This window comes from Xylanibacter ruminicola Ga6B6, from assembly GCF_000687715.1.
GTDB lineage: Bacteria > Bacteroidota > Bacteroidia > Bacteroidales > Bacteroidaceae > Prevotella > Prevotella ruminicola_B.
In genome coordinates this window covers 286,855-310,548 of sequence record NZ_JHXD01000001.1, presented here as the reverse complement: position 1 = coordinate 310,548, position 23,694 = coordinate 286,855, and the positions used below count along the sequence as shown (strand labels likewise).

Below are 23,694 nucleotides of genomic sequence, written 5' to 3'. Positions count from 1 at the left end.
TATTTTAGAGATAAAAATGAAGAACTTTGTAGAAGAACTGAAATGGCGCGGTATGCTGGCACAGATGATGCCAGGTACAGAAGAACTACTCCAGAAAGAGATGGTTACAGCCTATCTGGGTACCGACCCTACAGCCGATTCACTGCATATCGGACACTTGTGCGGTATCATGATGCTCCGCCACCTTCAGCGTTGCGGTCACCGTCCTGTTATTCTGGTAGGTGGTGCCACAGGTATGATTGGCGACCCATCGGGTAAGAGCCAGGAGCGTAATCTGCTTAACAACGAAACACTATATCACAATCAGGAGTGCATCAAGAAGCAGGTTGCCAAGTTCCTCGACTTCGAGTCGAAGGAGCCTAATGCTGCACTGATGGTTAACAATTACGACTGGATGAAAGACTTTACCTTCCTTGATTTTGCACGCGAGGTTGGTAAGCACATCACCGTTAACTATATGATGGCTAAGGAGAGCGTACAGCAGCGCTTGAACGGTACTGCTCGCGACGGTCTATCATTTACAGAGTTCACCTACCAGCTGCTGCAGGGTTATGATTTCCTGTATCTCTATCAGCACTACGGCGTAAAATTACAGTTGGGTGGTAACGATCAGTGGGGTAACATGACTACTGGTACTGAGCTTATCCGTCGTACTCTGGGCAATGAGGTTGAGACCTTTGCACTCACCTGTCCACTGATTACCAAGAGCGATGGTAAGAAGTTTGGTAAGACCGAGAGCGGTAACATCTGGCTCGATCCTGTTCGTACCACACCATATAAGTTCTATCAGTTCTGGCTGAATGTAAGTGACGATGATGCCGAGCGTTACATCAAGATCTTCACATCACTCGAAAAGGACGTCATCGATGCCCTGATTGAGGAGCACAAGCAGGATCCAGGTCGTCGTGTTCTGCAGAAGCGTCTGGCCGAGGAGGTAACCGTACTGGTACACTCAAAGGAGGCTCTCGACACAGCTATCGAGGCATCAAACATCCTGTTTGGTAAGTCAACCAAGGAAGGACTGGAGAAGCTTGACGAGCAGACACTGCTTGACGTATTCGACGGCGTACCACAGTTCGAGATTTCTAAAGACCAGCTTGGTCAGCCCGCTATCGAGCTGCTGACAACCGTTGCACCTGTATTCCCATCAAAGGGTGAAATGCGCAAGATGGTTCAGGGCGGTGGTGTATCGCTTAACAAAGAAAAGATTACCGATCAGAACCGCGCTATCACAGCCGAGGATATGATTGATGGCAAGTATCTTTTGGCCCAGAAAGGCAAAAAGAACTACTACTTGCTGATCGTTAAATAATATTTGGCTGCAAAATTTGGTACTTAGAAAAAAACTTCGTACCTTTGCAGCCAAATATCCTTGGACGATGGTGTAATGGTAACACTACAGGTTTTGGTTCTGTCATTCCCGGTTCGAATCCGAGTCGTCCAACTACTAAGAACATTTTTCTAAAACAAACAAAATTATGGCAAATCTATTTTCATTAGAGGGTAAGAACGCCTGGATTACTGGTGCATCTTACGGTATTGGTTTCAACATTGCTAAGGCATTTGTTGCTGCTGGCATCAAAACCATCATCTTCAACGACATTAACGAAGCTGCACTGCAGCGCGGTCTCGACAACTACAAGGAGGCTGGTATCGACAATGTAAAGGGTTATGTGTGTGACGTGACCGACGAGAATGCAGTAAAGGCACTCGTTGAAAAGATTCACGCTGAGGTTGGACAGATTGATATTCTGGTCAACAACGCCGGTATCATTAAGCGTATCCCTATGCATGAGATGAAGCGCGCCGAGTTCCAGCAGGTTATCGATGTTGACCTGGTTGCTCCATACATCTGCTCATCAGCCGTTATTCCTGAAATGATGGAGCGTCGTGAGGGTAAGATCATCAACATCTGCTCTATGATGAGTGAGCTGGGACGTGAGACCGTATCTGCCTACGCTGCTGCTAAGGGTGGTCTGAAGATGCTTACACGTAACATTTGCTCTGAGTATGGTGAGTATAACATCCAGTGTAATGGTATTGGCCCGGGTTACATTGCTACCCCACAGACAGCCCCATTGCGTGAGCGTCAGCCAGACGGAAGCCGTCATCCATTCGATTCATTCATCTGCGCTAAGACACCTGCCGGTCGTTGGCTCGATCCTTCAGAGTTGGGTGGTCCTGCTGTATTCCTGGCTTCACACGCCTCGGATGCCGTAAACGGTCACGTGCTTTATGTAGATGGTGGTATCTTGGCTTATATCGGCAAGCAGCCCAAATAAGCACACGATACATATATAAGAATAATGGGGACCCTGAAAAGGATCCCCATTAAATTTTTATTTACAATCGACTTACTTGATAGCGTCAGCAAGCTCAGCACCAGCCTTGAACTTAGCAACCTTCTTAGCAGCAATTGTAATCTTCTGCTTTGTCAGAGGATTGATACCCTCACGAGCAGGACGCTCGTTTACGCTGAATGTACCGAAACCTACGAGAGCAACCTTGTCACCCTTAACGAGAGCGTCCTTAATAGCTACTACTGTTGCGTCGAGAGCTTTCTTAGCGTCAACCTTTGAGATGCCAGCACTTGCTGCAATCTTCTCTACCAATTCTGTTTTGTTCATAATCTTAAAAAATTTAATGAAATATTTAATAGTAATAACTGTTGTATAGTCGAAAACTTTGGCAAATATAAGGGAAAGTATTTAAAGAAACAACAAAAAAACAGAAAAATTTCACTTTTTAATAAAAAATAGTTGTTATCGAGGGCATTTTGGCCTAAAAAAGAGATTATTTTAGTAATTTTGCACCCGATAGATGCCGAAAGGCACTCATTTTAAAAAGTAATAATAGATAAATAGTAAATGATATGATGTTCCGCATACCAACCATCACAAAGAATCTGCTTATCATTAACCTGATAGCATTCTTAGCCACGGTAGTACTACAACTGCGTGGTATCGATCTGGCCGACATCGGTGGCCTACATTTCTTTATGGCCAACGATTTCCACCTGTATCAGTTTGTCACCTACCTGTTCCTGCATGCCAACTTCATGCATATTCTCAGTAATATGTTCGGCTTATGGATGTTTGGTTGTGTGATAGAAAATGTTTGGGGCCCCAAGAAATTCCTTTTTTATTACATTACTTGTGGTATTGGTGCCGGATTCCTGCAGGAAATCGCACAGTTGGGCCAGTTCTATATGACTATTAACGCACAAGACCCAACGGTAACCTTTGGCGAGATATTTGCCATCGGCCAGCAACTGAGCGGCCAACTCAACGCCTGGACCACCATTGGTGCCTCTGGTGCCGTGTATGCCGTAATCTTGGCATTCGGTATGACATTCCCCAACGAGCGACTCTTTATCATCCCCTTCCCATTCCCCATTAAAGCCAAATGGTTTGTATTGGGTTATGTAGCCATCGAGTTCTTCTCAGCTTTAGGAACCAGTGGCGATGGTGTAGCTCACACAGCCCACTTAGGTGGTATGCTGTTCGGATTCCTGATGATTCGTTATTGGAACCGTCATCCCAACTCCGGCTTCGACCGTGGTCGCGGTATGCAGTTCTTCGACAACCTGAAGCGCAACTTTGAACAGCGCCAACACCATCAGGGCAGCGGGTACAGCAATCCCAACATGCACGTAAACAGAGGTGGCGGTTCGAAAGAAGATGATATGGAGTATAATGCCCGTAAGCGCCAGAACCAGGAAGAGATAGATGCCATTCTTGATAAAATCCGCAAGAGTGGCTACGACAGTCTGACAAAAGAAGAGAAGAAAAAACTCTTCGATGCAAGCAACCAATCATGATCAAGCAACTTAAGACCATAACGGTAAACCTTATCGCAGGCGCCAATGTGGCTACTGTACTGCTGATGATATTGGCAGGCTATGCCGACCGTATCAATCCTGTAGAACATCCCGTGCTTTCGTGTATGGGTATGGCTTTTCCTGGTTTCCTGATAGCCAACCTGCTATTTCTGTTCTTTTGGCTGACATTTAAATGGAAGAAAGCCTGGATTCCTGTCGTAGGATATGTGATAGTATATGGGCCTATTACACTTTATATGCCGCTACACACCTCACAAACGCCCCCAGAAGGCACCATTAAACTGATATCCTACAACGTATGTCAGTATGGTGGCAACTATAAGTATGAGCAAGGCTTTGAGAAAGTACACGAATACCTGACAGAGCAAGATGCCGACATTGTTTGCCTGCAGGAGGATGTTGATACCTGGCGCAGATATGTGAAACAATGGTACGAGAAAATCTACCCCTATAACGACACCACCATTTTTAACCCACAAGATGCCAGCATCAACGGTGTTGGTATCCATACTAAGTACCCGATTATCAGGAAGGAACGAATCCCCTACGAGTCTGCAGGCAATGGCTCTGTGGCCTACTATCTCCAAGTGGATAACGACACCGTACTGGTGATTAACAACCACTTAGAAGGTACACATCTTTCGAACGAAGACCGTGATAAATACAAGCAGATGATTAGCGGTAAGATGGAGAAAGACACCGCTAAGGCCGAAACGTTGTTTCTTATCGAAAAATTGGGCAAATATGCCGCCAAACGAGCCCCTGAAGCCGAAGCTGTCCACGACTATATCGAGGCACACCGACAGTACCCGATTATCGTTTGTGGCGACTTTAACGACAACCCTATTTCGTACTCCCGTCGTACCATCGCACAGGGGTTGACAGACTGCTATCAGGAGACTGGAAAAGGCATCGGTTTGTCATATAATCAGAAAGGTTTCTTTGTACGTATCGACCACATTTTAGTATCCGACCACTTTGAGCCCTATAACTGCCATATTGATAGTAAAATGGACGCAAGTGACCATAATCCTATCATCTGCACCCTAAAAATGAAAAGTAATCAATAAAAATGAGTGAATTTTTGCCAATAAATTTTTCCTTGTGTAAAAAAATGCCTATATTTGCACGCTATTTTATACGCGAACAGAAAATAATATAAATAAATAATAATTAAAAACAAAATGCAAAACAAAGGAATTGTAAAATTTATCGCAGTGCTTCTGATTCTCGTGTGCTGCTTCTACCTTTCCTTCTCGTTCGTAACACGCCACTACGAAAGTAAGGCTGCTGCTATGGGCGAAGAGGCAGGTGCGGAGTACCTCGATTCAATCAACAACGAGAAGGTGTACATGGGTATCTATTCTCTGAAGCAGTGCCGTGAGATGGAGATTGGCCTGGGTCTTGACCTGAAAGGCGGTATGAACGTTATTCTTGAGGTATCAGTACCTGATGTGGTTGACGTATTGGCCGACCACAAGACTGACGCTGCCTACAAGAAGGCCATGGAACTGGCTAAGAAGGAAGAGGAGACCAGTCAGAACGACTTCATCTCTCTGTTCGTAAAGTATTGGAAACAGGAGGGCAACGGTCGTCCACTTGCTGCCATCTTTGCTACCCAGCAGATGAAGGGCAAGGTAAGCACATCATCTACCGACTCACAGGTAGAGGCTGCGCTGCGTACTGAGGTACAGAGTGCCGTTGATAACTCATTCAATGTAGTTCGTAACCGTATCGATAAGTTCGGCGTTGTTCAGCCAAACATCCAGAAGCTCGAAGGCCAGAGCGGTCGTATCATGGTAGAAATGCCTGGTATCAAGGAGCCTGAGCGTGTACGTAAGTTGCTCCAGGGTTCAGCTAACCTTGAGTTCTGGGAGACCTACAACTCACAGGAGGTTACTCCTCTGTTGGCTCAGCTGAATCAGCGTTGGGCTGCTCAGGGTGGTGTCGACGTAGCCGACACAACTGCTGTTGACAGCGCTGCTACTGCTGCTGTTGCCGATAGCGCTAAGGCTGCTACAAGCGACCTGGCTGCTAAGCTGGCTAAGAAGGACAGCAAAGATACCAAGGCTGTTGAGATGGCCAAGAAGCAGAATCCTCTGTTCTCTATCTTCCAGCCTACACAGGGTAACACCCTCGCTGTAGTTGGTTATGCTAACGCTCGCGATACTGCCGAGATTAACAAGATTATCTACTCTGACCTCGCTGGTCGTATCTTCCCTGCTGAACTGAAGCTCCGTTGGGGTGCTACACCTGAGGACTTCGGAGGACAGAATACAAAGGGCGATATCTTTGAGCTCTATGCTCTGAAGGTTACTGAGCCTTCAGGTCGTGCTCCACTGGAGGGTGATGTTATCACTGGTGCCAAGGACGACTTCGACCAGATGGGCCACCCCTCTGTATCAATGCAGATGAACTCTGACGGTGCTCGTCGTTGGAGCCAGATTACCAAGCAGAACATCGGTAAGGCCGTTGCTATCGTACTCGACGATGCCGTTTACTCTGCTCCTCGTATCCTCACTCAGATTGATGGTGGTAACTCACAGATTACTGGTAACTTCACTATCGAGGCCACTAAGGACTTGGCTAACACACTGAATTCAGGTAAGATGCCTGCTCCTACCCGTATCGTACAGGAGGAGGTTGTAGGTCCTTCACTGGGTGCTCAGTCAATCCAGCAGGGTATTATCTCATTCGTAGTAGCTTTCGTACTGTTGATGATCTACATGATCATGCTTTACGGCTTTGTACCAGGTCTCCTCTCGGATATCGCTCTGCTGTTCAACCTGTTCTTCACACTGGGAATCCTTACCTCGTTCCAGGCCGCTCTTACAATGCCTGGTATCGCCGGTATCGTACTGACACTGGGTACCGCTGTGGATGCTAACGTGCTTATCTACGAGCGTATCAAGGAGGAGCTGAAGAAGGGTCTTGGTGTTAAGGAGGCTCTGAACAAGGGTTACTCTAACGCTTTCAGCGCTATCTTCGACTCTAACTTCACTTCATTGATTACCGGTATCATCCTGCTCTACTTCGGTACAGGTCCTGTTAAGGGCTTCGCTACCACATGGATCATTGGTATCGTTATCTCATTCTTCACAGCCGTTTACCTCACTCGTGTAGTTTACGATTACATGCTGGGCAAGGATAAGTGGACTAACCTCACCTTCGTAACTGGTTACTCAAAGAACCTGATGCAGAACGCTAAGTTCAACTTCATGGGCGCTTACAAGAAGACCTATGCTCTCTGGGCTGCTGTAGCAGTAGTTTGCATTGGTTCGTTCTTTGTTCGTGGTTTGAGCCAGAGCATCGACTTCACTGGTGGTCGTAACTACGTTGTAACACTCGACAAGCAGACTCCTGTTGAGGAGGTTCGTAAGGCTATGGCAGGTGCATTCATCAACACTATCGGCGAGAAGGCTAACCAGGAGGCTAACACCTCTGTTATCGCTCTGGGTACTGATGGTAAGACCGTTCGTATCTCTACCAACTGGGATATCGAGAGCAACAATCCTGAGGTTGACGACAAGGCTGAGAACATCCTGTTCGGTGCACTGAAGAAGGCTGGTCTCGTAAGTCAGGAGAACGTTGAGGCATTCAAGAATCCTGATGTTCGCGAGGGTGGTTCAATCATCAGCTCTGCTAAGGTAGGTCCTTCAGTTGCTAAGGATATTACTCATGGTGCTATCATCAGCGTATGTATCGCTCTGATTGCTATCTTCCTCTACATCCTGCTGCGTTTCCGCAACCTCGCCTTCTCTGTAGGTGCTGTTGTGGCTCTGGCTCTCGACGCCCTGCTCGTAATCGGTGTTTACTCACTGTGCTGGGGTTGGGTTCCAATGTCGCTCGAGATCGACCAGGTATTCATCGGTGCTATCCTGACCGTTATCGGTTACTCTATCAACGATAAGGTGGTAGTATTCGACCGTATCCGTGAGAACCTCGGTCTGTATGGCAAGCGCGACCGTCAGCAGTTGTTCAACGACTCACTGAACCAGACACTGGCTCGTACCATCAACACCTCTGTAACCACACTGATCGTGCTGTTGGCTATCTTCATCCTTGGTGGTGATAGCATCCGCTCGTTCTCTCTGGCTATGATTCTGGGTGTTGTATTCGGTACTCTGAGTTCGCTCTTCATCGCCGCTCCTACAGCCTTCCTTTGGATGGGCCGTACAATCAAGGAGGACGACGTAGAGGTTGCTGAGAACAAGTAATCAAACAATCGCTTATAAAAAAGAGCTGCGTTCCAGATGGAATGCAGCTCTTTTTTCGTACCCCGACCGCGAATCGAACGCGGAACTAAGTCTTAGGAGGACCTTGTTATATCCATTTAACTATCAGGGCGCGTGTTCTTTCGTGTGCAAAGGTACGAGATTTTTAGCAATCAGCCAAACTATTGGGCGAATTTTTGATTGAAATAGTCGAATTGGGCATACGAAGATGCCTGGCTCTTAGCGGTTGTTTTGCCTGTAGGAATGTAGTTAAACAGTCCCACACGGATACCTTTCCAATAACCGCCACGCATAGCGAATGCCGAACCTGCAGACTGATAATGCTCTCCATCTATACTATAATAAAAAAGGTGGCGATTCTGCTCACAATCGTTGGTTACCTTGAACCATACTTCCTGGTAGCTCGCCTTAGCGATTAGTTTACGCTGACCACCGAACTCAGTAAACACACCATCCTTACACAATCCTACCCCACAAAACAACTTACCAGAGCAGAAAAGTCCCGCATAACTATCACCTTTAATGCTTACTTTGGTAGAGCTCTCACTCAGATTGCCAATCACCTTCTGAGTAAGCATATTGCGAACCTGTTTCAGGCTATCTGCAGGCAAGGCATTGAGTGTGAGCCAGCCTTTGCGATCGGTGAGATTCCAATGCGTATCAACCGGATTATGATTCCATTGCCAATGAAGTCCTAAGGCGCCATTAAAATCGTCACAAGACTGGAAACTGGCAGTTCCCGCCGAAGAAATAGGCTTTTTCCAAGCAGCCACCGGCTCACCAATACCGTTCTTATCATAGTCGACACCTATCACTGGCCAATCGGCTTCCCAACGAGCCGGTTGCAGATGAACCACACGCCCTAGTACGGGTGTCTCCTGGAAATGATAGAACCACCATGAGCCATCAGGTGCATCAACCAGAGCACCTTGGTGAGGGCCGTTAACACCAGTTGAACCCTGCTCTAACACAATACGACGCTCGTAGGGGCCATAAATGTTACGAGAACGTAAAACTGTCTGCCAGCCTGTGCCGACACCACCCTCAGGAATTATAAGATAGTACCAGCCATTACGCTTCATAAACTTAGTACCCTCGGCAATAGGACCTTCATACACCGTTTGACCCTCATCAAGCAGCGTTTTGCCATCGGCCGACATGCGGTGCACAATAATAGGACCAGCGCCATGCTGACTGCGCCCTAAATAAGCCTGTCCATCTTCGTCCCAGAACGGACAAGGGTCTTCCCACTTAGCCACGCGCTTCACCAGGTGCAACGGTGCCCATGGGCCCGCAGGATTGCTGGCTGTTGACATATAAAGGCCTTCGTCGGGTGTACAGAAATAAACGTAGTATAGTCCATGGTGATAGCGAATGCTAGGTGCCCATGAACCGCCGGCATAATGCTGGTTAGAATCCCATCCGGGCTCGTTGAAACGACGATATATCTGAGAGGTATAACGCCAGTTCACCATATCGTCGCTCTCCAGCACCTGCATACCCATAAAGTGGAAATCAGAAGCCACCATATAGAACTTGTTACCCACACGAATCACATCAGGATCTGAAAAATCAGCATTCAGCACAGGGTTGCGATACGTACCGTCACCCTGATCGCCCCATCCCTCGGTATCAACTTCCACAAAATCAGGGCGAACATCCTCATCAACTGTTGAAACGTGGATATTAGAGAACTGCACATCTCGTGCATGACGCACAAAGAAACCTTTGGCTGGCAGATTGCCCCACATTGTAGCCTCAGGATAGCTGGCAGCCTTTTCATCGGCGATGGAATCGGCAATTTCGGTTAATTGAGATGCTTTTACCCCACCCTTATGATGCAATGATATATTACATAAGTACACATGACGTACAGGATGACCAGGCAATCCTGTAATAGAACAGCCCATGGAGCCGGCATTACGAATCTGGATATTATTGATATGCACACCATCTATCGAACCAACATGATCGATATGCTGCCCAGTTTTGTAGCCACGTCCACGATGGCCCAAACGTACAAAGATAGGCGACTCGGTGCCTTCAACGATGAAATCGGCAATTTTCACATTCTCCAGCACACCTCCATCCACAATCTCAAGCGAGATAGCCGACGAACCAATCCACTGTCCGAAGAACTTCTCCTGCTGATCGTAGCTGGGTTTTACTACTATACCGCAGATATTGATATTTCGGAAGCCGCCATTGGTCTCAGTACCCAGTTTAACGGCATTACAATGGCTCGATACCACACAATCGCTGATACGCACGTTTTCACAAAGACGGGGCGAGGTGCTCTTCAGCGTAATACCATCGTCGTCGCTATCAGCTATCATACCACGCACAATCACCTCATGGCAGCCATCAATATCCAGTGCATCGTTATTATAGTTATTACGATTAAAAACCTTGATTCCATCGATATTCAAGCGGTCGCAAGCCAAGTAATGCTGCATCCAGCAGCCCGAATTACGCAAGGTGACACCACGCACCAGAATATCCTGACTCTGGATAAAGCGAATCAGATGCGGACGGGTGATGCCTTCATCGTTCCACAAGAGTTTCTTAAAGGCCCGTCCTCGACCATCTATGGTACCCAAGCCATCAATCGACACATCCTGCACGCCATCAGCATAGATCAATTGGATGGTGGTAGTTTGCGTTCGAAGCGACAAATAGTCCGATTTCATCGGTATATAATCCTCTAATCGGGTACTACCATAGAGCGTAGCTCCTTGTTCCAGATACAGGTGTACATGACTCTTCAGTTGTATGGTACCTATCTTATATTTACCTGCAGGCACCACCACACGACCACCGCCTGCAGCAGAGCAAGCGTCGATGGCCTGTTGTAAAGCATGCGTAGAGAGTACTGTGGTGTCGTTTTGGGCACCATAACTTTTAATGTTAAAGTCGGCTGCGTGCATCGATGCTATACACAAAGACGCCAGAATAGTTACAATTACTTTCATATATGTTGCAAAGTTAAACATTTCCTTTAAAATTAATAGCATAAATGTGGATAATTTACTAAATTTGCACACAATTTTTCACAAAACCCAACCCATATTTATATGAAAAGACTTTTTATGTTACCCCTTCTGTTGCTGGCCGTATTATCGGCTCAGGCACAGAATCCGTACCTCCCGCTTTGGGAGCATCTGCCTGATGGCGAACCCCGTGTATTTGAGGATCCCGATCAGCCAGGAAAGTTCCGTGCATACATTATTGGTTCGCACGACACAAACTACACAGCCTACTGCGGAAGCGATATCCGCATGTGGTCGGCACCTGTTGAGGACTTAAGCCAATGGCGCGACGAAGGTCCAATCTTCACCCATTATGTTGACGGTCAGTGGGACACCATGTTTGCCCCCGATCTGGTTGAGGTAAAAGATAAGGCCACAGGTAAGAAGACTTACTATCTGTACCCCCACTCTCGTGGCTGGCAGCGTGTACCCATGGTTTGTAAGGGCGACCGCCCCAACGGCCCCTTCACTCCCATCAACCTCACAGAGGATGGTCGCAAGTGTCTGCCTGGCTCATTGATTGATTTCGACCCATCAGTATTTATCGAGCCTGTAACCAACAAGAAGGATCCCGATTACGCTAAAGGTTTCCGTGCCTACGTATTCTATGGTTTCCAGCACTCAACCGCTTGCGAGTTGGATCAGAATACCATGTACTCAATGCGCCCAGGCACTGAGCTGCACGATTACTTTATCCCCGCATCGGCCAGTTATGGTAAGGTACGCGACCCAGAGGGCACGCAGTATCCAGCCCTCTATAAAGGCCAGAACCCTGGCGAGTTCAACTTCTTCGAGGCTTCGAGCATCCGTCAGGTAGGCAACAAATACGTGATGGTATTCTCTGGTTATAGCGGTCCTGACTACGGACAGGGCTCTACTAACTCTGCCCTGCGTTATGCTTTTGGCGATTCACCATTAGGCCCATGGCGCTCTGGTGGTGTACTGGTTGACTCACGTGGTGTAGTAACTGGCGAAGATGGTTCGAAGCTGATTACCACCAATGCGGCCCACAACACCCACGGCTCGCTGCAGGAGATCAACGGTCAGTGGTACGTATTCTATCATCGTCCACCACGTGGTTTCGGCTATGCCCGTCAGGCAATGGTTGCTCCTGTTAAGATTACATGGGATAAGAAACCTGTAGCTAAAGGCGGTACCGTAAAGATTACCGGTTACGATCCATATGCTGCTGATAACAGTTGGACAGCCAAGGCTACCGATGGCACAGAATATACAGGTGCCGAGGTAACCTCTGAGGGTTTCCAGATTTTTGGTCTGCCTCCTTATCAGTACTATTCGGCTGGTATCGCCTGCTTCATGACTGGCGGCACAAACAGCAACGACTGGATGCAGGATAACCACGACATCTGGAACAACTCGATGGACCTGGCAGGCATTACCAATACTGGTATTGTAGGCTTTAAGTACTTTGGCTTTGGCGGACTGAAAGCCGACACCAAGGGCATCAAGGCCTTTAAAGGCATCAGTAAAGGCGATGGCGCCACATTGAATCTGAACCTGACACCAGGCGGACATGGTGCCTTTAAGATTCACGTTCGTCTGGATAACCCATGGAAGGGCGAAGAGATTGCTGTTCTGGATATTCCTGCTGATGCTCCACGTACCGCTAAGATTTACCAGGTAAGCACACCTGCAGTCGAAGGACTGACAGGTAAGCACGCTATCTATCTGGTGGCCGATGGTGCCGAGATTGAAGCCCCTATGCGCCCACAGTGGGGCCCACGCAGACCTCAGCGCCCTCAGGGACTGTTCGACCTGCACGGTATCGGTTTCTCAAAGGCTGGCGACAAGTTCGAAGCTCCAGTTGTGCCTCAGGTTAACATTGAGGTTGACGGACAGAAGTTAGTAATGCCCACAACACCTATCCGCTTCACCAATCTGAACGGCTATACCGACCAGACCCGCTATCAGGTATATGGTAAAGTAAGCGACAACTCAAACATTGTTGTCACTTCTGATGTACCTGAAGTAAGGTTTGAGATAAGCAAAGTTGTAGAAGGACGTGCCACCGTTAAGGCAACCTACAACGGTCTTACAAAGATATTCCTGATTAACTAATAAAGAAAAAGGATGCACTCAACCGAGTGCATCCTTTATTCTTTCCAAGGCTTCTCTCAGTCGCGAACGCTGAGTAGCTATGTTAAAGCGCACATAGCCCTCGCCTGTCTGAGGCCCGTACATCGTGCCAGGATTAATCCACACCTTAGCCTTATCGAGCAGCATATCGCAAAGCGCCTGCGAGGTCATATTCATGGCCGAGATATCTACCCAGGGCAGATAGGTGCCCTCCAGTTTACAAACTTTCCACTGAGGGATGTTTTCTGCCACGAACTCGCAAAGCAGTTGATAGTTACCCCAGAGATACTGGTTCAGCTCATCAATCCACTCCTCGCTCTCGTTATAGGCCGCTTTCAGGGCTACAGGACCGAAGGGATTCAGATCGCACACCTCGTTGATATTGATAGCGCGATCCAATCTGCGGCGCCATGAAGGCTGTGAACAGATGATGTTGGCAGCCTGCAAACCTGCTATATTGAACGATTTTGAAGGCGAATTAAGGATGACACAGTTCTGGCGACATGCCTCGCTCACAGCCGCAAACGGCTGGAATTGATAGCCTGGCATCATCAGTTCGCAATGAATCTCATCGCTCACCACCTTTACACCGTACTTCAAGCAGATATCGTTCATCTGCATCAGCTCAGCCTTAGTCCACACGCGTCCTGTGGGGTTATGAGGATTGCAAAGCAAGAAAACAGTAGTCTTCTCGTCGGCACACTTGGTCTCAAAGTCCTGCCAATCCACCTCGAAAGTATCGCCAACACGCTTCAAGGCTGTTTCAAGCACCTCGCAACCGTTGTTACGAACTGACGAGAAGAAACAATTGTAATCGGGCGACAGGATCAGCACCTTCTCACCTGGCATGGTGAGCGCCTTAATGGCCACGCTCATGGCAGGAACGACACCTGTGGTATAGAGAATTTCTTCGCGATGGATTGTCCAATCGTGACGGCGCTGGAACCATGAGATAACAGCCTCGTAGTAATCATCCTCAACTACGGTATAACCAAACACACCGTGCTCGGCACGCTTACGAACGGCCTCCAGAATAGCCGGGGCAGCCTTAAAGTCCATATCGGCCACCCACAGAGGAATTATTTCCTTAAACTCGGAATTGCCCCCTGGCGGAAGCCAGCCCCCCGTTGAACGTGGGGCTTCCGCATCCCACTTTACGCATCCCGTTCCACGACGTTCTACCAACTCGTCAAAATCGTATTTCATTTTCTTGTTTCTATAATACAATTATTTGGTTCACGCACGTTCTCATCGATAGTAATCGAACCTATACTGTCGGCAACGATGTGGCCGCTGGTGGGGTTCTTAATGTTCTCGATGTGGCCTTTGATGTCGGCCTCAACGGTTGAATATTCAAACACACGGTCGCAAGCAGCGTCAAAGGTACAGTTCTCAAGTACCAGGTTCTGTGCATAGCACAACAGCTGCTCGCCAGCCAAATGACAGTTAACCAAGCGCACATTCTTAGAGTGCCAAGCCAGGTACTCACCATCCAGCGTAGAATCGTAGATAGTCACATTCTCACACTCCCAGAACGAATCCTTCGTGATAATTTTAGCATTGTGAATCTCTACATTCTCACAATACTGGAATACATATTTGGCATCACTCTCCAATCCATCTACATAGATATTCTTAGAGAACATGAAGGGATAGGTTCCCTCATGCAGCTTCACATTCTTCAGTTTCAAGCCATCTACCTTCCAGAAAGTTTCGTCGGCATCGTTAATCACCACGTTCTCCAGCTCTACGTTCTTCATCTCACGGAAGAACTTAGGGCCATCAATCGTACAATCCTTCATCACCAGATCGTTGGTGTACCAGATGGCCGAACGCGAACCAGGTGCAAAATAGCAGCGTTCGATTTTAGCACCATCCACGTGCCACCAAGGGTATTTTCCATAGAACTTGCTATCGTAACATTCCATGTTCTGGCACTGCTTGATACCAGACTCTCCATCTACAATTGTAATCTCTTCTAATCTCAAATCATGAGCGGCAAACAGAGGCCTCTCGCCTCCAAATTCCTTACCTCTAATTAGTTCCATTGTTTTTGTATTATTATAAATTCGGGTGCAAAGTTACTAAGAAAATCCGTAATCAGTGTAAACTGACCACGGATTCTTTTACCCTTTAAGGGTTTTTATAATTTAAAGAGAGAGAATTTACTTCAACGCGAGCAAATAAGCATCCAAAGGTTCCATGACTACCGTACGACTGGTGAGATACATGTTGTCGTGTGCCTCGTTCATCTTATAGGTCTTAACCGTTGTAAGATTAGGAGCCTGCGAACGGTAGAGCGTTACCTGCGAGGGGATATCATAGGTCTGCTTATCGGCATTCCACTGACTAACCTCTTCGTTGTAGCCATTCTTAAAGTACTTATAAGTCAGGCGGCTGCTCTTCTGCCACTGCTGTGTGGCTTCATCCCAGCTCAGCATCTCCTTGAAGGCAAGGCGACCCTGCTCATCGTATTCATAACGATACTCAACCTTCTGAGCCTCACTCTGATTGTTAGCTGCATACGAACTAACAGTGCTAAGACACATGGCGATAACCATTGCTGCTGTGATGATTGCTTTCATACCTTTATCGTTTTAAATTGTTATTTTTATCTGTTTGACGTTGCAAAGGTACGAAAAGTTGCACAAGCATTGAGTTATCGTAATGTTATCTTTAGGTTAAATCTGTTTTGCCTCTGAGAAATAGAACTTTCTCAAAGGCATTTTAACCGGCTCGCCACTTACGTTAATCTCCTGCTGCAACTTGATATCCTGCGATGATGCGCCTACCTTAATGATATACTTGCCTGGCTGGATGTTCCACTGGCGCTGACCATCATGGGTATAATAACCTAACTGCTCGGTGTACATCTTCACGCTAATCTTCTTGCTCTCACCGGGCTTCAGCGATACACGGGCAAAGCCTTGCAGCTGGATAGGACGAATCTGCAGACTCTTATCGGCAGGCGAGAGATAGATCTGTGCCACCTCATCGGCTGCCACCTTACCAGTATTCTTCACATCAAAGGTGAGATTAAAGCTCTCGTCCTTGGTAGTAACCTCGGTTGTAGCCTCTAAGTTAGCATACTCGAAGGTGGTATAGCTCAAACCATAACCGAAGGGCCATGCAACACGTGCATCCTTCTCGGCAGCATAGTTGTAGCAGATGGGCTCGTTGATCTCAACATTAGGATAGCTGACAGACAATTTGGCCGATGGAGATACCTTACCATACAGGATATCAGCAACGGCATTACCACCCTCCTCGCCTGGATACCAGGCCTGAATGATAGCAGCACACTTCTCGGCTAAGCCAGAGATAACCTGAGCTCTACCGCCAAACATCACCAGTACAACAGGCTTACCTGTCTGGATGAGTTCCTCAACAAACTGTTCCTGCTTACCTGGCAAGCGCAGTCCCTGACGATCGCGGTTCTCGCCACAAAGCATCACATTCTCGCCAACAGCGGCAATTATCACATCGGCATCCTTAGCCATCTGCAGGGTTTCTGCTTTGTCGGCCTTCTCGCCTGCATCCACCTTGCGGTGCAGCAACTCGTACTCCCAAGCACGTGCATCGCCCAGCTCACCATATTTAGTCTCAATCTCCTCGGTCCAATCGCAGCCACGCGAATACATCACGTTAACACCCTCGGGCTTGTGGTTCTGCATACCTTCGAGCAGTTTCACGATGTGAGGATTCTCCGACTTATAGTCGACCTTTTTCCAGAAGTACGACATGGCAGGATAGGTATAGTCGCCACACATAGCCCAGATAGAGTTGGCATTAGGACCAGTAAGGAGCACGTTCTTCACCTCCTTGAGTGGCAGCACCCCATTGTTCTCCAACAGCACCACGCTCTGGGTAGCGATATCGTAAGCCGTCTTTCGCTCTTCGGGAGTATCGAGCTTGATATCCTCCTTCGAGTAGAGGTAGGCATCCTTATCGAACAGGCCCATACGGAACTTAGTGCGCAGCACATTCTTCACGGCACGCTCCAGCACCTCGGGCTTAACCAGACCTTTATCGATAGCCTCCTGCAAAAGCTGATAGTTGGCACCAAAGGGGAAGTCGACATCGTTACCACCATTGATGGCAGCGGCAGCCTTTTCTACGGCGCTGTCGATATTCGGAATCTGGTCGATAGCGGTATAATCGCTCACTACCATACCATCAAAGCCTACGTAACCACGCAGGATATCCTGCAGAATCTCGCTGTTAGCCACACATTTTGTGCCATGCACCTCGTGATAGCCTGGCATTACAGCTACGCTACCAGCCAAACGAATCATAGTCTCGTGAGGCAACAGAATCTCTTCCATCATCTCCTTCTCGTCGGCATCGCCGCCACCACCATAACCTAAGTAGTGTTTAGAGCAGGCGCCAACACCTTTCTTCAAGTCGCCCTGCTGCAAGCCGTCAACAAAGGCGGTACCCATCACAGCCGACAGGTAGCCGTCCTCGCCATACGACTCCTCCAAGCGATTAAAGCTGGGGGTGCGACATACATCGACCATTGGCGACAGGGCAAAAATACCACCCATTTTTCGCAATTGCGTACTGGTCTGACGTGTTTTCAGTTCAGCCAACTCAGGGTTGAACGAACCTGCCTGACCAATCTGCTGGGGATAGATGGTAGAACCTAAGGTATTGATACCCGAGAGCACCTCTTCGTGCAAGAGGGCTGGGATGCCGTTGGGTGTATGGTGCATCAGCCAGTCCTGAATAGCCACAGCACGATCGCGCAGTTCGTTCGGATCGCGAGGCTGCTGCATGCAGAACTGTGAGAAATGACCAATACCATAAGGTATCAGTTCCTTACACTTGGCTGTATCTAACTTGCCGTCAGCATCAAAGAGTTCGTCCATATACATACTCTTCAGCTGTGCGATGCGCTCCTCCTGAGGCATCTTCTGGTAGAGTTCATCTATTTGCTGTTCCATGTCTGTTGCTGTGTTACAACTTGTAATTAATGCAGCAAGCGCCATCATAGCCCAACTGCCAATAGTCTTAAGTTCCTTTTTCATTGGATAATACCTTATTTATTATTATTTAGTCTCGTACCACTTCTTCAGCACGTAGAAGGCCAGCTTCTTCTCGCCCTTATCGCTTACCAGACCCTTACGGTTATAGTAGTCCTGCACACCAGGCAGAACACGACGAGGCGAACGGAAGTCCTTCAGAATCCAAGGTGTAGTACCTGCCAGACCCTCAATCTTATCGAGCATGGCGGTATTCTCCTTGTAGAGATTCTCCTGGAACTCCTCGGTCCAACGCTGGTTCTTGGCACCATGATAGCCGTAACGGGCACCGCCACCGAACTCGCTGATAATCACGGGTTTGTCGTAAGGAATCACCCACTTCATCTTTGGGGCATCGTTTACATCGCGATACCAACCAATATACTGGTTGAAGCTTACTACATCCACATACTCGTTCATGTTGTCGTTCAAACGGTTCACATAGTTCGAGGCACCAGTAACCTCCATCGCCATCGAAATCAGACGGGTGTTATCGAGTGTGCGGGCATATTTGGCCAGACCACCTAAGAACTTATCACGCTCGGCAGAGTGTGGGGTTTCGTTGGCGATACTCCAGATAATCACGTTAGCGCGATTATGGTCGCGGGCAATCATATCGGTAAGCTGCTGCTTGGCATTGGCGAAGGTGTTTGGATTAGTCCAGGCGATGGTCCAGTAAACAGGAATCTCGCTCCATACCAGGATACCCATACGCTCAGCCTCGCGCACCATCTCCTCGTGGTGAGGATAGTGGGCCAGACGCACAAAGTTACAACCTAACTCCTTGGCCCATGAAAGCAGCGTGTGAGCATCCTCAACGCTGTTAGCACGTCCGCCACCATTGGGCTTCTCATTGTGGATAGAGATACCCTTCAGGAAGATGGGCTTGCCGTTAAGCAGAATCTGCTTGCCACGTGTCTCGATGGTACGGAAACCGATAGAATCAGCAACCATACCTGCATCGAGCGTGAGCTGCACATCATAGCGCTTGGGGTTCTCTGGGCACCACAGCTGCAGTTTCTTGGCAGCCACCTTCAGAACACCACTCACCTTGCCTTCGGCATCGGTAGTGAACTGCTGTTTCAACTTCAGTTCAGGAATATACACCTCTACCTGATGACCAGCCTCCTTGGCGTTCATCTTAGCCGAAAAGGCGAGCTCTCTCACCTTGGCCTTGTTGGCGGCCTTTTTCAGCTGCAGATCGTAGTTCTCCAGATAGTTCATGGGCACTTTTACCAGCTTCACGTCGCGGGTAATACCACCGTAGTTCCACCAGTCGAAAATCTGTGTGGGCACATCCTCGGCATGACGCTTGTTATCTACCTTAACAATCACGGTGTTCTCGCCTTTCTTCAGCAAGTCGCTGATATCATAGTTGAATGGGGTAAAGCCACCCACGTGGTGACCAGCCTTCTTACCATTCACCCATACATGGCAATCGTAGTTTACAGCACCGAAATACAGCAAGGTGCGGCATTCGGTCATAGGCACAGCCTGGAAACTCTTCTTAAACCAAACTGTTCCCTCGTAGAAAAACAGCTTTTCGTCCTGTGTATTCCAGTCAGAAGGAATCTTCATGGTTGGCGACTTGTCGAAGTCGTACTCAATCAAATCCTCAGGTTTCTGGGGCTTGGCATTGATAAAGAAACCATTACGCATAGGGTTCATGCGATAGTCGTAATAGCCCTCTTCCTGTACATCAACAATGTAGTTCCAATCGCCATTCAATGAACAGCTCTCATAAGCCTGCACATTCTGGATTAATGGCAGGGGCTCGTTAGCGGCTGAAGCTGCAAGCACACCACTTGCAGCCAGCAACATAGTAGTTAGTAATTTCTTCATGTCATTTGTTATTTGATGATTAATCCTCCATTAGGCTGGATAGTAACCTTAGCCTTACCCTTCTTATCTACCTTCAGGGTACCCATGGTAGGCTCGCCCTTCTGGTTATCTACATAGATAGTTGGTGTTTTACCAGCCAACATCGAGAGATCGAGTGTGAGCTTGAGTGGCTCCTTCAGGGCATTCAAACCTGCGATGTACCAATCGGCACCATGGCGACGGGCCAGTACCACATACTTACCAGGATAGCCATCAATATAGCGTGTCTCATCCCATGTAGCAGGCAGAGTCTTCAGGAAGTCGAGCTCGAACTGAGGCAGCTCCTGCAGGTTGTTAGGACACATGGCCACACACTGGATAGATGTCTGGTTGGTGATGCCTGAAGCAATCTCGAAGATATCAGTAGTCTTGCGAGAGTGACGACTCTTGTTGTCGCGACTCAGATATTTATTCATAATCACACCACCCCAGTCCATCGATGCCACAGCATTGCGGCAGAATGGATGCAAGGTGAGGTCGAATGGCTCGTGAATGGCAGCGCCCTCGCCAAAGAACACGTTCTCGCTGGCCAGCACAGCCTCAGAAGCTACATAGTTGGGGAACATACGCTCCCAACCGCGAGGCAGGGTACATCCATGGAAGATAACCTGAATGCCGTAACGGTTGGCATCAACCATGATATCCTCGTAAAGCTGCAGGGTTTCCTGCTTGTCGCCACCAAAGAAATCAACCTTGATGCCCTTCACGCCAATCTGCTGCAACCACTTGAACTCGCGGTTACGTGCCAGCGAGGTGTTCAAACAGTTACGTGGGCCCTGAGGCGCATCGTTCCAATAGCCATTTGAGTTGTACCAAAGCATCAGGCTCACACCCTTGCTCTGGGCATAACGTGAGAGTTCCACCATCTTGTCACGACCTATCTGGGAATCCCAAAGGGCATCAACCAAGCAGTACTCGTAGCCCATAGCCGCAGCCAGGTCGATAAACTGTACCTGATCCTTATAAACGGTAGCACCATCCTGCCAGATAAGCCAGCTCCAGGTATATCGACCCTCCTTGTACTGTTCAGAAGCCTCGTAGAGTGGATCAACCACATCGTAGCTTACGGTAGTTTCAACGATAGGCTTCAGGGTTGAGCCTACGGTGATGGTACGCCAAGGTGTTTCGGCAGGCAACGACAGCGCTACGAACTCCGAACCAAAGCCACCATTCTCGCCCTTATCTGGGAAAGCGATGGTATAGCCTGTACCAGGCTGATAATCAGAAACATGTGTACCGCAATAAGCGCCGGTGGTACCTGTCTCACTTACCAATGCCCAGCCATCCTGCAGGTGGAACAGACAAGGGAAGGTATAGCCACGACCGTAGTGCGACTTCTCGTTCAGCTGGCCATCAACGCTATAGCCCTCTTCGTAGCTGGGTTTGGTATTTGCCCAACCAGTCTTAGGACCAATCTGTGGTGTGATAAACGTGGTGGTGCCATCAGGAAAGTTAAAGCTGGTAGCCTCACCAAACACCAGCGTGCGCTGCATGCCGCGTGGAGCTTTGGCAATACCATACTTAAAAGCCACATCGTTATCGGCCACCATAAAGGTAACAGTCATCTGCAACTTCTGTTCATTCTCGAGTGTTAATGTAAGTTTGTTGGCTTTGTAATCAATGTGCGAAGCCTTAACGGTACGGATATCATACTGCTTTGCCACAGCTTCGGTCTTGCTATCCACAATCTTCAAGCCCTGGGTTAAATCGCCAATGCTGGTGTTCAAGCCTAAGTTCGACTTGGTAACCATCTGCTTGCCATCGAGCGATACCTGATAGGTAGCCTTGCCACCCTCATCGTTCACTGTAACTTCCAGATTTCCACTTGGTGATTTCACCTTTACCTCCTCTGCCTGGCAGAGGCTTGTAGCCAACAAAGCGGCTACTAAAAAAACATTTCTGATCATAGTTCGTTAGAAAATATTGATATTTTGGTTGCAAAGATACGAATTATCTACCAACGTTAAAAGTCCCCCAACGTTAACAAATTGTAAAAAATACACTTCTCCATACAAGGATTCCTACTTTCTCTCATTATCTTGTCAGTAACAAACATAAAAAAGCTATAAGTATGAAGAAGAATTGTTTTTTACAGATTTTTGCTGTTATGCTGCTATCCATCAGCATAACTGGTTGTTCGAGTGATGAATTCGAAGGGGAAGGTCTCTATGGCAGATGGCGTTTGCTTGAAGTACAGAATGGACCAGGATCACTAGGTGATGATGGACAAAACGCATGGAAGAAGGATATTCCAAATGATTATACGATTGAGATTAAAGGAGATGGAACCATTCTGTTTCCCGAAGACGAGAAGAACGCCTCAACACCGAGTACACCAGTTAAGTTGACTCTTGTTTCTTCTGAAGAAACTACTTATTCCAACTATCCTGTTCTAAAGATTGATGAAGTGCCATTCGGTTATGAGGTTACAAGTACTCGACTAAAACTTCACTATTACGGCTTCTACTTCTGCGACCATGTTCCAGCCACATTCGTATTTAAGCGAATAAAATAATCGCAGTTAGCCTACATGCCTACATAAAATTGATCAAAACAACTGTGTTTATGGGCGTTTTCGTGTTGTCCAAGCCTACATAAAGCCCCACAAAAGCCTACATAAAGCCTACATGATTCCTACATAAAATCCACAAAAAGTAGCTTTTTGATAGGTCAGAAGTAGCTTCTTGAGGCACAAGAAGTGGCTTCCTGCCGAGCAAAAAGTTACTTTTCAACGTACTTGCAATAATTTGTAGTAAGGGTAGTTGCGAAATTCTCTAGAGAATTTTTGGCTAAGTGCCGTACTAAACATTGCTAACTGCCTAGCTAAGCACAAAATTCTCTAGAGAATTTTACAACAAGTATTAAGGATAAAAGTTGTTATTCAGACAAAAACCATCTTCTACCCCGTGTATAAATGTTAAAACATGTAGGTATCACGTAGAAATGATGTAGGCTTTATGTAGGCTTAAAAGTACAAGAAATCCTTTGTATATGCGGATTTTGAGCGATTTTATGTAGGCATGTAGGCTGTTGTACAACTTTTATTATTTAATTCTCATAAGTAACTTCATATTTTGCATTCAGCCTTTTATTATAGGTGATAGAGAATTGACGAGTTGGTATCTCGAACGAACCATGGTAGATCACTACTTTGTAATCGCCGTTACTGAGAGGCCCCACCTCGCAGTAAAGATCGTAGGGGCAAACACAATTTGCCAGAGACGTCTCTTCTGTTTCCAGAATCTTGATCACATTACCATCGATAGTAGCCTCTATTTTCAATTCCCCAGGAGCACAATTGAACATTGCGTTCACATGATTGACAGATAGATAACCGCCATCGCAGGCCTTAAACTCAAAGTACTCTGGGTATTCGCTCCTGGTGTGGCTAGAACTTTTACAGCCGCTATTGGCAACATCCCTTACACAAAAGTCACCGGTGGCAATAATGCTGTCATCGTCACTTTCACAGCCCATTAATGTTGAGCCAACAAACGCTGCAACAACTATGATTATCAGCGTCATTGTAATCATTTCTATCGTTCGTTTCATACCGTTTGGTTGTTATATGATTGAATGTTATTTTA

At 47.5% G+C, this 23,694-nt stretch carries 16 protein-coding genes and 1 tRNA gene; 8 read left to right on the top strand and 9 right to left on the bottom strand.

Annotated elements, in window-relative coordinates; all coding sequences use genetic code 11:
- Positions 1-16: 16 nt before the first annotated feature.
- The 3 genes from tyrS (at position 17) to T500_RS0101290 (ending at position 2,282) form a co-directional block, all read left to right on the top strand.
- Positions 17-1,312 (top strand): tyrosine--tRNA ligase, encoded by a 1,296-nt coding sequence (tyrS, locus tag T500_RS0101300; protein ID WP_028906618.1) that lies wholly within the window; start codon positions 17-19, stop codon positions 1,310-1,312.
- Positions 1,313-1,373: 61 nt separating this feature from the next.
- A tRNA-Gln gene (locus T500_RS0101295) sits at positions 1,374-1,444 on the top strand.
- Between the two features lie 34 nt (positions 1,445-1,478).
- Positions 1,479-2,282 carry a gluconate 5-dehydrogenase gene (locus tag T500_RS0101290; RefSeq protein WP_028906617.1) on the top strand — a complete coding sequence of 268 codons (804 nt, stop codon included), beginning with the start codon at positions 1,479-1,481 and terminating at the stop codon, positions 2,280-2,282.
- 72 nt (positions 2,283-2,354) lie between these two features.
- Here the strand turns inward: T500_RS0101290 and T500_RS0101285 are convergent, their stop codons facing one another.
- On the bottom strand, positions 2,355-2,627 hold the full coding sequence (locus T500_RS0101285) for an HU family DNA-binding protein (protein WP_013064050.1): 273 nt from the start codon (positions 2,625-2,627) through the stop codon (positions 2,355-2,357).
- 248 nt (positions 2,628-2,875) lie between these two features.
- Here T500_RS0101285 and T500_RS0101280 point away from each other — a divergent pair, with 248 nt between their 5' ends.
- The 3 genes from T500_RS0101280 (at position 2,876) to secDF (ending at position 8,058) form a co-directional block, all read left to right on the top strand.
- A complete protein-coding gene (locus T500_RS0101280) occupies positions 2,876-3,820 on the top strand; it encodes a rhomboid family intramembrane serine protease (protein ID WP_028906616.1) in 945 nt (314 codons plus the stop codon).
- Positions 3,817-4,911, top strand: coding sequence for an endonuclease/exonuclease/phosphatase family protein (locus T500_RS0101275; protein ID WP_028906615.1), 1,095 nt, complete (start codon positions 3,817-3,819; stop codon positions 4,909-4,911). Before T500_RS0101280 ends, T500_RS0101275 begins: the two co-directional genes overlap by 4 nt.
- A 114-nt stretch (positions 4,912-5,025) precedes the next feature.
- On the top strand, positions 5,026-8,058 hold the full coding sequence (gene secDF / locus T500_RS0101270) for a protein translocase subunit SecDF (RefSeq protein ID WP_028906614.1): 3,033 nt from the start codon (positions 5,026-5,028) through the stop codon (positions 8,056-8,058).
- Positions 8,059-8,237: 179 nt separating this feature from the next.
- Here the strand turns inward: secDF and T500_RS16595 are convergent, their stop codons facing one another.
- On the bottom strand, positions 8,238-11,048 hold the full coding sequence (locus T500_RS16595) for a family 43 glycosylhydrolase (protein ID WP_196243444.1): 2,811 nt from the start codon (positions 11,046-11,048) through the stop codon (positions 8,238-8,240).
- A 102-nt stretch (positions 11,049-11,150) separates the two neighbouring features.
- Here T500_RS16595 and T500_RS0101260 point away from each other — a divergent pair, with 102 nt between their 5' ends.
- Positions 11,151-13,184, top strand: a complete 2,034-nt coding sequence (locus T500_RS0101260) for a hypothetical protein (protein ID WP_028906613.1) — start codon at positions 11,151-11,153, stop codon at positions 13,182-13,184.
- Positions 13,185-13,202: 18 nt separating this feature from the next.
- On the opposite strand, the gene T500_RS0101255 is transcribed toward T500_RS0101260, so the two are convergent.
- From T500_RS0101255 to T500_RS0101230, 6 genes are all read right to left on the bottom strand, one after another.
- Positions 13,203-14,408, bottom strand: coding sequence for a MalY/PatB family protein (locus T500_RS0101255; RefSeq protein ID WP_028906612.1), 1,206 nt, complete (start codon positions 14,406-14,408; stop codon positions 13,203-13,205).
- On the bottom strand, positions 14,405-15,250 hold the full coding sequence (locus T500_RS0101250; protein WP_013063370.1) for a DUF3737 family protein: 846 nt from the start codon (positions 15,248-15,250) through the stop codon (positions 14,405-14,407). Before T500_RS0101250 ends, T500_RS0101255 begins: the two co-directional genes overlap by 4 nt.
- Positions 15,251-15,367: 117 nt before the next feature.
- The gene (locus tag T500_RS0101245; RefSeq protein ID WP_028906611.1) at positions 15,368-15,787 is read right to left on the bottom strand and encodes a DUF3836 domain-containing protein; all 420 of its coding nucleotides are present in this window, start codon (positions 15,785-15,787) and stop codon (positions 15,368-15,370) included.
- Positions 15,788-15,883: 96 nt separating this feature from the next.
- A complete protein-coding gene (locus T500_RS0101240) occupies positions 15,884-18,232 on the bottom strand; it encodes a glycoside hydrolase family 3 C-terminal domain-containing protein (protein WP_028906610.1) in 2,349 nt (782 codons plus the stop codon).
- Between the two features lie 21 nt (positions 18,233-18,253).
- Positions 18,254-20,068, bottom strand: coding sequence for a glycoside hydrolase family 2 protein (locus T500_RS0101235; RefSeq protein WP_028906609.1), 1,815 nt, complete (start codon positions 20,066-20,068; stop codon positions 18,254-18,256).
- Positions 20,069-20,076: 8 nt separating this feature from the next.
- Positions 20,077-22,014, bottom strand: coding sequence for a glycoside hydrolase family 97 protein (locus T500_RS0101230; RefSeq protein WP_028906608.1), 1,938 nt, complete (start codon positions 22,012-22,014; stop codon positions 20,077-20,079).
- Between the two features lie 164 nt (positions 22,015-22,178).
- On the opposite strand from T500_RS0101230, the gene T500_RS0101225 reads away from it, so the two are divergent.
- Positions 22,179-22,622, top strand: a complete 444-nt coding sequence (locus tag T500_RS0101225) for a hypothetical protein (RefSeq protein WP_036908116.1) — start codon at positions 22,179-22,181, stop codon at positions 22,620-22,622.
- 533 nt (positions 22,623-23,155) lie between these two features.
- On the opposite strand, the gene T500_RS16215 is transcribed toward T500_RS0101225, so the two are convergent.
- Complete coding sequence (locus tag T500_RS16215) at positions 23,156-23,659, bottom strand: hypothetical protein (RefSeq protein WP_051611805.1); 504 nt, start codon at positions 23,657-23,659, stop codon at positions 23,156-23,158.
- Positions 23,660-23,694: the final 35 nt, after the last annotated feature.

Coding starts and splice junctions, on each gene's coding strand:
- T500_RS0101250 (WP_013063370.1), bottom strand. CDS start 15,250: ATGGAACTAATTAGAGGTAAGGAATTTGGAGGCGAGAGGCCTCTGTTT.
- T500_RS0101290 (WP_028906617.1), top strand. CDS start 1,479: ATGGCAAATCTATTTTCATTAGAGGGTAAGAACGCCTGGATTACTGGT.
- T500_RS16215 (WP_051611805.1), bottom strand. CDS start 23,659: ATGAAACGAACGATAGAAATGATTACAATGACGCTGATAATCATAGTT.
- secDF (WP_028906614.1), top strand. CDS start 5,026: ATGCAAAACAAAGGAATTGTAAAATTTATCGCAGTGCTTCTGATTCTC.
- T500_RS16595 (WP_196243444.1), bottom strand. CDS start 11,048: ATGAAAGTAATTGTAACTATTCTGGCGTCTTTGTGTATAGCATCGATG.
- T500_RS0101245 (WP_028906611.1), bottom strand. CDS start 15,787: ATGAAAGCAATCATCACAGCAGCAATGGTTATCGCCATGTGTCTTAGC.
- T500_RS0101275 (WP_028906615.1), top strand. CDS start 3,817: ATGATCAAGCAACTTAAGACCATAACGGTAAACCTTATCGCAGGCGCC.
- T500_RS0101235 (WP_028906609.1), bottom strand. CDS start 20,068: ATGAAGAAATTACTAACTACTATGTTGCTGGCTGCAAGTGGTGTGCTT.
- tyrS (WP_028906618.1), top strand. CDS start 17: ATGAAGAACTTTGTAGAAGAACTGAAATGGCGCGGTATGCTGGCACAG.
- T500_RS0101225 (WP_036908116.1), top strand. CDS start 22,179: ATGAAGAAGAATTGTTTTTTACAGATTTTTGCTGTTATGCTGCTATCC.
- T500_RS0101280 (WP_028906616.1), top strand. CDS start 2,876: ATGTTCCGCATACCAACCATCACAAAGAATCTGCTTATCATTAACCTG.
- T500_RS0101285 (WP_013064050.1), bottom strand. CDS start 2,627: ATGAACAAAACAGAATTGGTAGAGAAGATTGCAGCAAGTGCTGGCATC.
- T500_RS0101230 (WP_028906608.1), bottom strand. CDS start 22,014: ATGATCAGAAATGTTTTTTTAGTAGCCGCTTTGTTGGCTACAAGCCTC.
- T500_RS0101260 (WP_028906613.1), top strand. CDS start 11,151: ATGAAAAGACTTTTTATGTTACCCCTTCTGTTGCTGGCCGTATTATCG.
- T500_RS0101255 (WP_028906612.1), bottom strand. CDS start 14,408: ATGAAATACGATTTTGACGAGTTGGTAGAACGTCGTGGAACGGGATGC.
- T500_RS0101240 (WP_028906610.1), bottom strand. CDS start 18,232: ATGAAAAAGGAACTTAAGACTATTGGCAGTTGGGCTATGATGGCGCTT.